This window comes from Stenotrophomonas sp. Iso1 (assembly GCF_027497995.1).
GTDB lineage: Bacteria > Pseudomonadota > Gammaproteobacteria > Xanthomonadales > Xanthomonadaceae > Stenotrophomonas.
In genome coordinates this window covers 1128817-1143607 of sequence record NZ_JAODBT010000001.1, presented here as the reverse complement: position 1 = coordinate 1143607, position 14791 = coordinate 1128817, and the positions used below count along the sequence as shown (strand labels likewise).

14 protein-coding genes are annotated in these 14791 nt (G+C 64.5%); 5 read left to right on the top strand and 9 right to left on the bottom strand.

Features of this window, described 5'->3' with window-relative positions:
- Positions 1-7 precede the first annotated feature (7 nt).
- From PAN08_RS04865 to PAN08_RS04830, 8 genes are all read right to left on the bottom strand, one after another.
- Positions 8-1363, bottom strand: coding sequence for an aminodeoxychorismate synthase component I (locus PAN08_RS04865; protein ID WP_269790365.1), 1356 nt, complete (start codon positions 1361-1363; stop codon positions 8-10).
- A gap of 311 nt (positions 1364-1674) precedes the next feature.
- Positions 1675-2937 carry a beta-ketoacyl-ACP synthase II gene (gene fabF / locus PAN08_RS04860; RefSeq protein WP_269790364.1) on the bottom strand — a complete coding sequence of 421 codons (1263 nt, stop codon included), beginning with the start codon at positions 2935-2937 and terminating at the stop codon, positions 1675-1677.
- Between the two features lie 123 nt (positions 2938-3060).
- A complete protein-coding gene (gene acpP / locus PAN08_RS04855; RefSeq protein ID WP_057632261.1) occupies positions 3061-3300 on the bottom strand; it encodes an acyl carrier protein in 240 nt (79 codons plus the stop codon).
- A gap of 149 nt (positions 3301-3449) precedes the next feature.
- A complete protein-coding gene (gene fabG / locus PAN08_RS04850) occupies positions 3450-4193 on the bottom strand; it encodes a 3-oxoacyl-ACP reductase FabG (RefSeq protein WP_269790363.1) in 744 nt (247 codons plus the stop codon).
- Between the two features lie 83 nt (positions 4194-4276).
- Positions 4277-5221 carry an ACP S-malonyltransferase gene (fabD, locus tag PAN08_RS04845; RefSeq protein WP_269790362.1) on the bottom strand — a complete coding sequence of 315 codons (945 nt, stop codon included), beginning with the start codon at positions 5219-5221 and terminating at the stop codon, positions 4277-4279.
- Between the two features lie 387 nt (positions 5222-5608).
- A complete protein-coding gene (locus PAN08_RS04840) occupies positions 5609-6574 on the bottom strand; it encodes a beta-ketoacyl-ACP synthase III (protein ID WP_269790361.1) in 966 nt (321 codons plus the stop codon).
- Positions 6575-6662: 88 nt separating this feature from the next.
- Positions 6663-6860, bottom strand: a complete 198-nt coding sequence (gene rpmF / locus PAN08_RS04835; RefSeq protein ID WP_269790360.1) for a 50S ribosomal protein L32 — start codon at positions 6858-6860, stop codon at positions 6663-6665.
- A 106-nt stretch (positions 6861-6966) separates the two neighbouring features.
- Complete coding sequence (locus PAN08_RS04830; protein WP_269790359.1) at positions 6967-7476, bottom strand: YceD family protein; 510 nt, start codon at positions 7474-7476, stop codon at positions 6967-6969.
- A gap of 115 nt (positions 7477-7591) precedes the next feature.
- Between PAN08_RS04830 and PAN08_RS04825 the strand changes: the two genes are divergently transcribed.
- Entirely contained in the window at positions 7592-8164 is a 573-nt protein-coding gene (locus tag PAN08_RS04825; RefSeq protein WP_269790358.1) for a Maf family nucleotide pyrophosphatase, read from the top strand.
- A 58-nt stretch (positions 8165-8222) separates the two neighbouring features.
- Here the strand turns inward: PAN08_RS04825 and PAN08_RS04820 are convergent, their stop codons facing one another.
- Positions 8223-10067, bottom strand: a complete 1845-nt coding sequence (locus PAN08_RS04820; RefSeq protein WP_269791169.1) for a glycosyltransferase family 39 protein — start codon at positions 10065-10067, stop codon at positions 8223-8225.
- 64 nt (positions 10068-10131) lie between these two features.
- Between PAN08_RS04820 and PAN08_RS04815 the strand changes: the two genes are divergently transcribed.
- Genes PAN08_RS04815 through PAN08_RS04800 form a run of 4 tightly spaced genes read left to right on the top strand, consistent with a single transcriptional unit; the run spans position 10132 to position 14497 of the window.
- On the top strand, positions 10132-11058 hold the full coding sequence (locus tag PAN08_RS04815; RefSeq protein WP_269790357.1) for a MoxR family ATPase: 927 nt from the start codon (positions 10132-10134) through the stop codon (positions 11056-11058).
- Entirely contained in the window at positions 11059-12015 is a 957-nt protein-coding gene (locus PAN08_RS04810; protein WP_269790356.1) for a DUF58 domain-containing protein, read from the top strand.
- Entirely contained in the window at positions 12012-13967 is a 1956-nt protein-coding gene (locus tag PAN08_RS04805; RefSeq protein ID WP_269790355.1) for a DUF3488 and transglutaminase-like domain-containing protein, read from the top strand. Before PAN08_RS04810 ends, PAN08_RS04805 begins: the two co-directional genes overlap by 4 nt.
- Positions 13964-14497: a Slp family lipoprotein gene (locus PAN08_RS04800; RefSeq protein ID WP_269790354.1), complete on the top strand. Its 534-nt coding sequence runs from the start codon at positions 13964-13966 to the stop codon at positions 14495-14497. Before PAN08_RS04805 ends, PAN08_RS04800 begins: the two co-directional genes overlap by 4 nt.
- Positions 14498-14791: the final 294 nt, after the last annotated feature.

The window sequence follows — 14791 nt, the reverse complement described above, 5'->3', positions numbered from 1 at the left end:
TGACCGTTCATTGTTGTGGCTCCAGCGCACGCAACAGGCCACGCGCCTTGGCCCGGGTTTCGTCCAGCTCCTTGACCGGGTCGGAGTCCACCACGATGCCAGCGCCGGTACGGAAGATCGCAGTCGCGCCCTGCACTTCGGCAGTGCGGATCAGGATATTCAGGTCCATGTCGCCATCACGGTTCAGCCAGCCGAATGCGCCGGTGTAGGCGCCGCGAGCGGTCTGCTCCAGCTCGGCGATGATTTCCATGCAGCGTACTTTCGGGCAACCGGTGATGGTGCCGCCCGGGAACGTGGCGGCGATCACCTCGCCGGGCGTCACGCCAGCACGCAGACGCGCACGCACGTTGCTGACGATGTGGTGCACATGGGCATAGCTTTCCACCGTCATCAACTCATCGACCTCAACGCTGCCCGGCGCGGCGATGCGGCCCAGGTCATTGCGCTCCAGGTCGATCAACATGACGTGCTCGGCACGCTCCTTCGGGTGACCGACCAGTTCCCGGATGCGCGCGGCATCGTCGTCGCCGGCAAAGCGCGGGCGCGTCCCGGCGATGGGCCGGGTCTGCACCACGTCGCCGCTTACCGACACCAGACGCTCCGGCGAGGAACTGACCACCGCCCGCCCCGCCGCAGTGAACAGCCCGGCAAACGGCGCTGGATTGGCTCTACGCAGGCGCGCATACAGCGCTTCCGGCGCCAGCGGCGCATCGAACTGCGCCTGCCAGCGACGGGACAGATTCACCTGGAACACGTCACCCGCACACAGGTAGTCCACCACCTGCTGCACGCCATCGGTAAAGCGCTGGCCATCGTCTTCGTCTATCGCACGAGGCGCCTGCCAGTGCGGCAACGCGGGCAGCGCCGCTACTTCGTTCAGATCATGCTGAAGCTGCGCGAGCAGACCGGCGTGATCATCCTCTGCGACCGCAATACAGCGGCCGCTGTCGCGCTCACGCAGCACCGCTGCCGGGCACCGCAACGCGATGGCCGACGGCAGGCCATCAGTGCGCTGCGGCAGATTCAATATCGGTTCGATCTGTCCCGCCAGTTCGTAGTCGAGCAGCAACGCCCAGCCACCACGAAACGGGATTTCGGATTCGGCAGGATTGCGTGGCAAGCGCAACGCCTGCCAGTCACGATCCAGCGCCACAAGAAAATCGCCATCGACCGCCGAGCCATCTTCGCGCTGCAACGTACCGCCGGCACCCAGCTGCAGCTGACCACCATCGGCCATCAACAACATGTCCCATTGGCCTTGCTTGCCGGCAGCGGTGGATTCGAGCAGAACGGAATAGCGATGCGGCGCGAGCCGGTGCAGCGCCAGCAGGTCGGTGTCGGCGTGCAGGGGGAGAAGGTGCATCGTCGGCCTGAAGGAAGTTGGGAGTGCTGCAAACATCCCTTCTCCCGCGAGCGGGGTGAAGGCATGCGGCTTACGAGCCACTGGCTCGTGCATGGCTGAACGCCACGCACGCTGTGCGTGGCCGGGGCGCGGTGCCCCGAAGGGGCAGATGAGGGGGCGCCTCAATACAACCAGAGGCGTAGGCTGGAGAACGCATCGTCACGCGCCAGTTTGGCGAACAACCGTTGCCACCAACCGGACGGTTCGACGAAGCCGCTTCGCTCTGCCCTCACCCCAACCCCTCTCCCGCACGCGGGAGAGGGACTCAAAACTTAGATGCGCTTGAACACCAGCGTGCCGTTGGTGCCGCCGAAGCCGAAGCCATTGGACATCACCACGTCCACCTGCGCCTTGCGGGCAACGTTGGGCACGTAATCCAGGTCGCAGCCTTCGCTGGGATCTTCCAGGTTGATCGTCGGCGGAATGATGCCCGTCTCCAATGCCTTGACCGAGAAGATTGCCTCCACGCCGCCGGCAGCGCCGAGCAGGTGGCCGGTCATCGACTTGGTGGAGCTGACCAGCAGCTTGTAAGCGTGATCACCGAAAGCGGTCTTCATCGCCATGGTCTCGCCCAGGTCGCCCAGCGGCGTGGAGGTGCCGTGTGCGTTGAGGTAACCAATCTGATCCGGGGTGACGCCGGCGTCCTTCATCGCTGCAACCATGCAGCGCGCGGCGCCTTCGCCATTCTCGCTCGGGGCGGTCATGTGGTACGCGTCGGAGCTTGCGCCAAAGCCGGCCAGCTCGCAGTAGATATGCGCACCGCGTGCCTTGGCGTGCTCGTACTCTTCCAGAATCAGGATGCCGGCACCGTCGCCCAGCACGAAGCCATCACGGCCCTTGTCCCACGGACGCGACGCCTTGGTCGGGTCGTCGTTGCGGGTGGACATGGCCTTCATCGCGCAGAAGCCGCCCAGCGCTGTCGGTGAGGAGCCGCGCTCGGCGCCACCGGCAACCATCACGTCGGCATCGCCGTACTGGATCATGCGCATCGCCGTACCGATGGAATGGTTGGACGTGGCACAGGCCGATACCGCCGAGAACGACGGCCCCTTCAGCCCGGCAATGATGCTCAGTTGGCCCGGCAGCATGTTGATGATGGTCTTGGGCACGTAGAAGGGCGAGATCTTCTTGCCCTCATGGAAATCGATGGTCTGTTCCTCGATGCCCAGCAGGCCACCAATACCGGCGCCAACGATGGCGCCAATGCGCTCGGCGTTGGCCTCGGTGATTTCCAGGCCCGAGTCGTGCAACGCCATGAAGGCGGCGCCCAGGCCGTAATGAATGAACGGGTCCATCTTCTTGGCATCCTTGCCACTGACCCTGAACTTGCCGAACAACGGGTTGTCGGCGGTGATGTCGAAATCCTTGACCTCACCTGCGATTTTGGTGGTGAAACGTTCCAGATAATTCTCTGCAACGCTCGTCAGCGGGCCAATGCCCGAGCGGCCATTGATGATGCCTTCCCAGCTGCTGGCCAGATCATTGCCCAGCGGCGACACCATGCCCATGCCGGTAACGACGACGCGACGACTCATTGCGGATTCTCCTGGCCCCGTTCACGGGGATTGAAGCGGTGAAAAGCACAGGGCCGCATTTGCGGCCCCATGGATTTGCAACGCGGCTGGTGGTTTACGCCGGCCGCGTCCTGTCAGGCGCAATTACGCCTTGACGTGTGCCTTGACGTAGTCGATGGCAGCCTGGACGGTGCCAATTTTCTCGGCCTCTTCGTCCGGGATTTCGCACTCGAACTCTTCTTCCAGCGCCATCACCAGCTCGACGGTGTCCAGCGAGTCGGCACCCAGGTCATCGACGAACGATGCGCTGATGGTGACTTCCTCTTCCTTGACGCCAAGCTGCTCGACAACAATCTTCTTGACGCGTTCTTCGATGGTGCTCATTGGATATCGCTCCAGATGGAGTAGTGGTTCAAAAGACGCCATCACGTGGTGATGGCCGTGGGATAGTGTAGTGGAAACCGCAGCGCCCTTGCATTCTGGCAAAAAACCACCGCGATCAATCACTTGGGCGCAGTCCCTGCGCCACACGCTTACGGCATGTACAAACCGCCGTTCACGTGAAGGGTTTCGCCGGTGATGTAGCTGGCCAACGGGCTGGCCAGGAACCCCACCGCGCGGGCGATGTCCACTGGTTCGCCGAGGCGGCCCAGCGCGACCTGGCCGAGCATCGCCGCCTTGGCGTCTTCGGGCAGATCCTTGGTCATGTCGGTGTCGATGAAGCCCGGGGCGACCACGTTCACGGTCACACCGCGGCTGCCGATTTCCTTGGCCAGCGACTTGGAGAAGGCAATGATGCCAGCCTTGGCGGCGGCGTAATTGGCCTGCCCGGCGTTGCCGGTCACGCCGATCACCGAAGCGATATTGATGATGCGGCCCTTGCGTGCCTTCATCATGCCGCGCATCACCGCCTTGGAGGTGCGGTAGACGCTGGTCAGGTTGGTGTCGAGGATGGCCTGCCAATCCTCATCCTTCATACGCATCAGCAGGTTGTCGCGGGTGATGCCGGCGTTGTTGACCAGAATGCTGATCGCGCCGAATTCCTTGCTCACCGCCTCAATCAACGCCTCCACCGCGCCCGGCTCGGTCACGTTCAGCGCGCGGCCGTGGCCGCCCTGCGCGGCCAGACGCTGGCCAATGGCCGCGGCGCCGGATTCAGTGGTCGCCGTACCGATGACGGTGGCGCCCTGGGCGGCCAATTCGTCGGCAATGGCGGCACCGATGCCACGACTGGCGCCGGTGACAAGCGCGATTTCACCCTGCAATGGCTTGCTCATGCGGTTTCCTTAGTGCTGCGAGGCCGCCGATGCGGCGGCTGTCGATCATGGCAGGGCACAGAACGCACCCACTGCCGGTTGAATTACTTGGCCCACTCTTCCAGTGCACCGGCAAAATCAGCCGGGGTGGCGAGCGGACGCCCTTCAATGTTCTTGTCGATGCGCTTGATCAGGCCGGTCAGCACCTTGCCCGGGCCGCACTCGGCCACACGGGTGACGCCCTTTTCGGCCAGCGCCTGCACGCAGCCGGTCCACTGCACCGGCAGGTAAAGCTGCTGTACCAGCGCCTGGCGAATGGCATCCACGCCGTCGTGCACCTTGGCATCGACGTTCTGCACCACCGGCAATTGCGGTGCGCGCCAATCCAAGCCAGCCATGACTTCGGCCAGACGATTGGCGGCTTCACGCATCAGCGGCGTATGCGACGGCACACTGACGGCCAGTTTCACCGCCTTGCGCACGCCCTTCTCAGCCAGCAGCGCCAGCGCGCGGTCAACCGCAGCAGCGTCGCCACCGATGACGATCTGACCGGGTGAATTGAAATTGGCCGGCACCACCACCTGGCTGCCTGCCGCTTCGGCGCAGATTTCCAGCACCAGCGCATCTTCCGCCCCCAGCACCGCCGCCATCGCGCCGATGCCAGCCGGAGCTGCGTCCTGCATCAATTGGCCACGCAGGCGCACCAGATGGGCACCGTCACGCAGGGTCAGCGCACCGGCCGCAACCAGCGCGGTGTATTCACCAAGACTGTGGCCCGCCAGCACGGCCGGCTTGGCGCCACCTTGTGCATTCCACAGGCGCCACACCGCGATGCTCGCCGCCAGCAAAGCCGGCTGGGTGAACTCGGTGCGGTTGAGCTGCTCTTCCGGCCCGCCTTGCGACAACGCCCAGAGATCCACGCCAGCGCCTTCCGACGCCTCAGCGAAGGTCTCACGGACCTGCGGATGCAGCTCGGACAGCTCAGCCAGCATCCCCAGAGATTGGGAACCTTGGCCGGGGAATACAAAAGCGAGTCGGGGATCAGTCACGCGGTTATCTGCTGCACGAATCGAAGCGGGGCATGATAAGCGCGAAAGCGCCCGCTCGTCTGTACTGGCGCGTATGCAGCCAGCCGCGACCCGGCCGAAAGGCCCGCTGCTCCGGAGCAATACGCCGCCACAGCAGGCGGCCTCGCCAGCATCGCCGCTCAAGGGCGCTCTTACGACAACCGGCGCCGTGGCAGGAGCGGTTTCAGCCGTGAAGCCACGGTCGCCTCTGAAACCAGAGGCGGCAGTGCTTATTTGAAGGACATCTCGCCGTTCAGCGCACCCGCTTCGCGCCCACGGACGCGCCTGCCAGTCAGCGCACCTGCGAGCCTGAAACGACATCGGGCAGCCAATGGCTGCCCGAGCGTTGTGTTCGTATGTGCCGCGAACTCAGTAGCGCAGCAGCGCCGAGCCCCAGGTGAAACCCCCACCGAAAGCTTCCAGCAACAACAACTGACCGCGTTCGACACGACCAGAGCGGATCGCCGCATCCAGTGCCAGCGGCACCGAGCCTGACGAGGTATTGCCGTGCTTGTCGACCGTCACGACCACCTGCTCCATCGACATGTTCAGGCGCTTGGCCGTCGCTTCGATGATGCGCAGATTGGCCTGATGTGGAATCAGCCAATTCAGATCGGACTTGTCCAGGCCGTTGGCCTGCAGGGTTTCGTCGACGACCGAGTCCAGCGCCTTGACGGCGTACTTGAACACGTCGTTGCCCTTCATGTTGATCTTGCCGGGCTTGTCGAAACCCACCGACACGCCGACCGGATCCCACAACAACTCCTTCTTGCTGCCATCGGCATGCAGGTGAGTACTGAGGATGCCGGTGTCTTCGTCGGCCTTGAGCACGACGGCGCCCGCGCCATCGCCGAACAGCACGCAGGTGGTGCGGTCAGTCCAATCGACGATACGGGTCAGGGTTTCCGCACCGATCACCAGCACATGCTTGGCGTCGCCGCTGCGGATGAATTTGTCGGCCACACTCAGGGCAAAGATAAAGCCCGAACATGCCGCATTGACGTCAAACGCCGCCGAACCGGCCACGCCAAGGCGTGCCTGGATCAAACAGGCGGTAGACGGAAAAATCAGATCCGGCGTGGTGGTACCCACGATGATCATGTCCAGCTGCGAAGCCTCGATGCCAGCCGCTTCCAGCGCACGAACCGCAGCGTGGTAGCCAAGGTCGCTGGTGGTTTGTTCATCAGCAGCGATGTGCCGCTCACGGATACCCGTTCGCGACTGAATCCACTCATCGGTCGTGTCGACAATCTTGGTCAGATCGTCATTGGTCAACACTTTCTCGGGCAAGTAACTACCAGTGCCCGCGATCCTCGAGTAGATCCGCTTGCTCATGCTGTTTCCTGTTGCGCGAAGCCGCCCTAAGGCGGCCCCGGAAGAATCGGTGCAGCGGCCGCCACGCGAACGTGACGGCCGCTACGAATCAATCTTCTTCGACGGTCGAGGACGACTTGGTCGTGATCACCTTCTTGCCGCGGTAGAAACCGTCAGCAGTGATGTGGTGACGCAGATGCACTTCACCGGTGGTCGGATCAGTGGACAGCTGCTTTGCGCTCAGGGCGTCGTGCGCACGGCGCATGCCGCGGCGGGACGGGGTAACACGGGATTTCTGCACAGCCATGGGATTGCTCCAAACTCGGTTCGTTTGCTTCGTCGTTTAATTGCACGGGACGCCAGCGTCCAGCACTACTCTCGCTTTCGCCGCGACCGCCGACGATAACCGGCCGCTATTGTTTCTTCAGCGCCGCCAATGCCGCGAACGGATTAGCTTTGCTTTGTTCCTCTTCGGTTGCGGGCCAGTCGCGTTCGACTGCCTCGCTTCCCGGTGCCAGCGCCACTACCGGCACGGCCAACACCAATTCGTCCTCGACCATTTCCAGCGGATGCAGGTTGCCGTCTTCGGGCACCAGCAGCGCTTCGTAATCGGGCGGGAGCGCCGATTCCTCGTCTTCGTCGCGGATCAACCCCAACCGCTGCTTCATCGACACCGGCAGCAAAAAGCGCTGCATGCTGCGTTGGCAGATCAACGGCAATGCCGTTTCGATGGTCAATTCGACATAGGCCACTTGCAGGATGTCGTCGCGACCGAATTCCAGCGCATAAGTGCACTGCCCTTCGGTATCGGCGACAAGGCCTTGCAGGCGGGTCAATTCGGACAAAGGCACCTGGCCGTCGAAGCACCTGCGTGCTGCGACCATCCGCCAAGCATCCAGCAATTCGGGCACGTTCGCGGACATAAGCTGCAGAATGTTAAGGAGTACCCCCGCCGCTGTCAAACCCAATGGGCCAACCACGTTGTCTCGGGAGGCGGACGGCAGCAGACTGCTGCGCCCGGACGCTGCATTTTCCCACATGACAGACCTGATCCTCGCCTCCACCTCCCGTTATCGGGCTGAAATGTTGTCCCGGCTACGGCTGCCGTTCAGTTCAGTGGCGCCATTGGTGGACGAAACCCCACTTCCCGCCGAAACCCCGGCCGCCTTGGCCCAGCGCCTGGCCAAGGCCAAAGCGCAGGCCGTTGCCTGTCAGATGCCCGGCAGCTGGGTGATCGGCTCTGACCAAGTGGCTGAGGTGCTCGGCGCACCACTGGGTAAACCCGGTACCGCCGAGGCCGCCCGTGCCCAGCTGGCAGCGATGTCCGGGCAGGAAATCCACTTCCATACGGCCATCTGCCTGAGCAATGGCAGCAGACACTTGCAGGCCTGTGACCTGACTCGCGTTCAATTTCGAACGCTGGATGCCGCCGAAATCACCCGCTACGTGGAGGCCGAGCAGCCACTGGACTGCGCCGGCAGCTTCAAATGTGAAGGCCTGGGCATCAGCCTGTTTGAGGCGATCCACAGCAGCGACCCAACAGCACTGGTGGGCTTGCCGTTGATCCAGTTGTCGGTGCTACTGCGACAGGCGGGCTATCAGCTGCCTTGAAGCGAGACTACCTGCGCATTCAACAACACCGCGCGCAGGAAACACGACGCGAACCGCTTTAACGCTCAACCATGAACGGCTGCTCGGCCCACTGTTCAACGCTGCCATCTGCGCCATACAGGCGCAGCCCGAGCCAGTGTTTGCCCGGCGCGACCTGGCTGACATCCACTTGTCCATCAAATCCCACGTGCGGATGGCGGGGATCGTTGGTGCCCGGCCATGCAGCACGAATATCAAAGTCACGGCCGTAAACCGCATCGCCCACGCTGCGCCCGTCCAACAGCAGTTCCACGCGCGAAAGCCCTACGCCGTCCTTGAAGGCCCAGCCGGTCACGTCCAGTTTGTCGGCGACGACCGCACCGGCCACCGGCACATCCACCCAGGCCATCGCCGGGGTGACGCATGGACCGGACTGTTTCTGCGCGGGCAAACGGAACAACAGGAAACGCTGGAAACCATGATCCAGTGACACCACACGCGGCGGCGGCAATGGCCCGACCAGTTCGCAGACCTGGTGATACCGCGCGAGCAGATCGCGATAACGCGGGTCGCTTGGCGCCAGCACCAGCAATTGCGGGCCGGGGCGCTCGCCCTTGCTGAGCATCCCCCACAACGCCAATTGCGCGGTGCGCCCGTGTCGATCGTTGAGCGCGTGCGGCAGCACCTTGATCGATGGATCATCCAGACGGAAACCCAGCTCCGCGCCCACCTTGAAACTGTCCGCCAACACCGTGGTGTCGGCCGGCATATCCGCCAGTTCTTCGCGCACGGCTTCGGCAAGTGGCTGCCAGCCGGCGAAGTTGCGCGGATAGTACTTGCTGCCGGCCATCTGCTCGCGCAGCGTCGGCACCGACACCACCACGTAGTAGCCCATCGCACACACCAGGCCGATGGCGACGGTCACCCAGACACAACGCCGCCAGAAGCGCGGCCAGCGATTGAGCAGCAGCGGCACGCCGATCAGCAACGCCAGATAGCCCGGCAGCGGCCAATGGAAGCTGATGCGCTCCACATCGGTGAAGAATCCCAACGCGAAGATCAGCAACGTCGACGTCGCGCCCACCAAGGCAAAGTAACGCCACTGCACATGATGGAAACCACCCCGCGCCTGGCGCAGACCACTGACGGCAACGGCCACCATTGCCACGAACAATACCGGCGTGACCATCAGCGGCTGGATCAACAGGAAGCGCAGGCCTTCGCCATGGAACATCCATGGATGGCGTTCCATCACCTGGAATTTCAGGCCCGCATCCTGGTTGTCCAGGTTCCAGGCAAGCAGCGGCAACCAGGCAAAGATACCGACCGCCAGCGCCATCCACACACGCGGATCGCGCAATACCCGGCGACCTTCGGGCAACAACATCAAGGCAATGAAGCCCATGCCGATGACGCCAATGAAGCGGTAATGGCTGAGCGCGCCAATCGCCAAACCCAGCGCCAGCATCAACGCACCACCGGCATCCACACTGCGCAGCAGGCGTGCACCGGCATCCAGACACAGCACCGCCGCAAGCGCCATCGGTACATCCGGCACGGCGAGGATTCCCAAGGTGGCCGACAGCGGCATCAGCAACGTGAGCGCGCCCGCCTGCCAACCTACCCGGCCACCAAACCAGCGTGCGGTGATGCCCGCCACCAGCCATGGCAACAGTGCCCCCATCAACAGGAACGGCAGGCGCACACCGAGACGATTATCGCCGGCCAACTCCACGCCCAGGCGGGTCAACCACGCCGTCAACCCCGGGAGATCGGAGTACGCAGCAGCCAGGTGCTGCCCTTCCTGCCAGTAGAACGATTCGTCAACGAACAGCGGCAACTGTGAAGCAACCAGCACCTTGACCGTCGTAACCAACGCCCACAGCACAAGGAACGTAATGTAGGCGCGTTGCTCCCCCCGGATTGCCACTTACACTTCCCCCTCAACTTTGGAATACGAGACGACCATGACCGTGGTGCCTGCCGGAATGCTAACCGATGTCACGTTGCAGTCTTTGCAGAGGGCGCAGGAACAGGTCAATTCCCTGCTGCTGGGTAAGGCGCAGGAGGTGCGGCTGGCGTTTGTCGCATTGCTGTCCGGCGGACATCTGCTGATCGAGGATCTGCCCGGCCTGGGCAAGACCACGCTGGCGCACGCCATGGCTTCCAGCCTGGGCCTGCAGTTCCAGCGCGTGCAGTTCACCTCCGATCTGCTGCCGGCCGATGTGCTGGGCATTTCGATCTATGAAGCACACAGCCGCAGCTTCCAGTTCCACCCGGGGCCGGTGTTCTGCAATGTGCTGCTGGCCGATGAAATCAACCGCGCGCCGCCGCGCACGCAGAGCGCGCTGCTGGAAGCGATGGCCGAGCAACAGGTCACGCTCGACGGCGTGACGCATGCGCTGCCGGATCCGTTCTTCGTCATCGCCACGCAGAACCCGGTGGATATGTCCGGCACGTTCCCACTGCCGGATTCGCAGCTGGACCGCTTCCTGCTTCGCCTCACGCTGGGTTATCCCAATGCCGAGGCCGAGCGCGCGTTGCTCAGCGGAGGCAGTCGTCGTGATTTGATCGCCCGTGCCATGCCGTGCCTGTCCGACCAGGACCTCGTGGCGCTGCGTGACGCAGTCGAACAGGTACACGCCAGCGACGCCCTGATCGACTACGTGCAGGCGCTGCTCATCCGCAGCCGCCAGCACCCAGGAGTGAAGGTCGGTTTATCGCCGCGCGCCGGCATCGCGCTGGTGCGCGCGGCCAAGGCCCATGCGCTGTTGCTCGGCAGAAAACACGTCACCCCCGAGGACGTGCAGGCCTTGTTTATTGCCGTGGCCGGACACCGCCTGATGGCCGAGGCCGAGTCGTCTTCCGGCCCGGTGCTGGCACGCGCCATCCTGCACAGCGTGCGGGTTGATTGAGTGATCGGCCGAGCACGACAACGGTTGCAGGCCCTGCAGTGGCTGGCGCGCCCACGTCAGCCCGAAGCATTGCCGGTACAACTGGATCGCCACCGCATCTACGTACTGCCGACCGGCTTTGGGCTGTTCCTCGCCGGACTGCTGGCGACGATGTTGCTGGGCGCCCTGAACTACAACAACAACCCAGCGCTGCTGCTGGCACTGACGCTGGCCGCCACCGCGCTGGCCAGTGCGGTATATGCACACCTGCAGCTGTCCGGCATTCGCCTTGAAGCACTCTCGGCCGAGCCGGTGCCCGCCGGTGCACCGATCCAGCTGCGGCTGGCTCTGGCACGCACCGGCACCCGCCCGCGTCGTGCGCTGCAGGTCAGTCATGAAGACGTTCGGGCAACGGTGAATCTCAGCACTGACAGCCAGGTCGAGGCCGACCTCGCCTTACCCACCACCTCGCGCGGCTGGCTGGATATCTCACGTATCCGCATCACCACCACGCAACCGCTGGGGCTGGTGCGCGCGTGGTCATGGTTCTGGCCGGACGCACCGCTGCTGGTCTACCCGGCGCCGGAAACCAACGCGCCACCGTTACCCGATACCGGCACCACCTCAACGCGCACGCGCGTGCATCCGATGGGGGATGAGCTGCAGCAACTGCGCGCCTACCGCAAAGGTGATGCGTTGCGCACGATTGCCTGGAAGCATTCCGCGCGCCGCGATGGCTTGCTGGTACGCGAGTACGAACGCCCAGTGGGTTCGGAGCTTGTGCTGGACTGGCAGCAACTGCATGCCCTGCCCTACGAACGCCGCATCGCCCGCCTTGCACGCTGGGTGGACGACGCCGAGCGCGAGGGCCGCCGCTATCAACTGCGCCTGCCCGGCAACCCCGCCATCGGCCCGGCCGTCGGCGATGCCCATCGCCACCTGTGCCTGCGCGCACTCGCCTTGTTGCCGCCCGCATGAGCACCTCGCCCTCGCTCCCCCTAGGCCCGCACGCACGCGGCTGGGTGCTGTTGACTACCGCACTGTCATTGCTGCCATTGTTGCTGCAATTGCCCGGTGTGCTGGCCGCTGTGCTCGGCGCAACGGCCGTGATCGTGGCCGGCGTGTCATGGCGGCGCCAGGTGCCTTTACTGCTCCGCTTGCTGCTGATCGCCACGATGTTGGTCACGATCTATTGGCAGATGGGCGCCAACCTCGGCCGCGATACCGGCTGCGCCTTGCTGGCGGCCATGCTGGCGATCAAATCCAGCGAGCTACGCACCCTGCGTGACGCGCGCAGCCTGCTCGGCTTCGCCCTGTTTTCGCCGTTCGCCGCCTTTCTGCTGGATCAGGGCCCCACCACGCTACTGCTCGCTACGGCAGCGGTCATCTGCGCATTGCTGGCACTGCAGCGGCTGGCCGATGACGATGCCGGCGTGATCGCCTTGCCGCCCGTCGCTCAGCTGCGAACGATAGGCAAGCTGATGCTGCTGGCACTGCCATTGGCCTTGTCCGCATTCTGGCTGGTGCCGCGCCTGGGCAGCCCGCTCTGGGGCATTCCCGACCGCGTGGTCAGCCGCCCCGGCCTGTCCGACAGCATGGAGCCCGGCGCGTGGATCGACCTGATGGCCGATGACAGCCCGGCCCTGCGCGCGCAGTTCTTCGGCCCGGTGCCCCCGGCCGACCAACGCTATTGGCGCGGCCCGGTGCTGACCCGCTTCGATGGCCGCAGTTGGACGCGCTCCAACCGCCAGCAACGCATCGCACCGGCCGCGTTCGAAGCAGCCGACGTGCGCTGGGATTACCTGATCGAGTACGAGGCCAGCGACAACCGGCAACTGGTCGCACTGGATCTGCCACTTGCTGCACCCGCTGACAGCCAACTGGACGCCGACTACAGCCTCAGCAGTAATCGCACGCTGACCGCACTGACCCGTTGGCGGATGCAGTCCGCGCCGCCACGCCGCTTCCAATCACAATTGCCGGAACGGCTGCGCCAGCAGGCACTGCAGCTCCCCGACGGCTTCAACCCGCGCACGCTGGCATTGGCCAAGCAATGGCGCGCGGAAGCCGGTCCGAACGATGCCGCCATCGTGCAGCGCAGCCTGGAATGGATCCATCGCGAGTTCGCCTACACCCTGTCCACGCCACTGGCCGGCCGCCACGGTGCCGACGAATTCCTGTTCGACCAGAAGGCCGGGTTCTGCGAACACTTCAGCTCCGCGTTCGTGGTGCTCATGCGCGGCGCCGGCATCCCCGCGCGCGTGGTCACCGGCTATGCCGGCGGCGTGCGTAACCGCTATGGCGACTATTGGGTGGTACGCAAGATGGACGCCCATGCCTGGGCTGAAGTCTGGCTGGCCGGACGCGGCTGGGTGCGCGTGGACCCCACCGCCGCCGTGGCCCCCGAGCGCATCTACGACACACTGGAAGATCGCCTCGGCCAAGGCAATGCCGGCGGGTTTGACCTCGCCGGCCGTTGGGACAGCTTCAAGCAGTTCGGCGACTGGATGCGGCGCGGCTGGAACACCGCCTTCCTGTCCTTCGATGCCAACCGCCAGCAGCAGTTGCTCCGTCCCTTCGGCATCGAGCGACTGACGCCGTCACAGTTGATCGCACTGTTCGCTGGCTTTGCCGTGCTGGCACTGGGCTTGATGGCCTGGCTGCTGGCACGTGGCGAGCGTCAACGCGACCCACTGCTGCGCGCCTGGCACCGGCTGGATCGCCGCTACGCCCGCCTCGGGCTGGGCCGCGAACCCTACGAATCGGCCAATGATTGGGCCCGACGTGTGGAACTTAGCCACCCAGGCAGCGGTCTGCTGACACTCAGCCAGCGTTTCACCGATGCACGATACGCTGGCGCTCAGTTCGACCCCGTTTCATTATTGGCTGACCTGCACAGGCATCGCCCGAGACCCGGAGCACGACCATGAACACCCGCATTCTCATTACCCTTGCCGCCACCTTGACCCTGGCTGCCTGTGCCACCGCCCCCAAACCGCTGCAGGGGCAGTTCAGCCCGGTGTCGCCGCGCGACTCGGTCGCGCAGAAGCAGACCGGCACGCCGGTACGCTGGGGCGGCCGCATCATTGAAACGTTGCCCGCACAGGGCGAAACCTGCTTCCAGATGATCGCCCGCCCGCTCAACGGTAGCGGCCGCCCGAGCAGCACCTCTTCCGACGCCAGCGACGGCCGCTTCATCGCCTGCCGTGCCGGCTTCTACGACCCGGCCGTGTTCGAGCCCGGCCGCGACGTGACCTTCATCGGCCGCATCGACGGCTACCAGACCACCAAGATCGGCGAATACGACTACCCGCTGCCCAAGGTCGCCGCCGACGTGGTCTACCTGTGGCCGGTGCAGCGCGAAGTGGACGTAGTCCCGGCCTACCCCTACGGCCCGTGGGGCCCGGCATGGGGCCCCGGCCCGGGCTGGGGTTGGGGCTGGCGCGGCGGCTGGTGGTAAGCCAGCACACGCATGACGAAGCGCCGCCCCTCGGGCGGCGTTTTTCATTGCCGGCACAAGACCCGCGGCATCACGGCAATGGCTTCAGCCGCAGAAACCATGCGGTCTCCCCGGCACGTGACAGCCGTCTGTTTCCGAAGCCACGACATACGGCTAGACGCGGCGCACGCGAGGCAACTCGCGATGTGATTGTGGGAATTTCCCACACGGACGCGGCCCCAGCACCACTGGCAGACACCGCTCCTGCAAATAAAAACACCACCCGAAGGTGGCGTTCTGTCCTGCACATCCAAT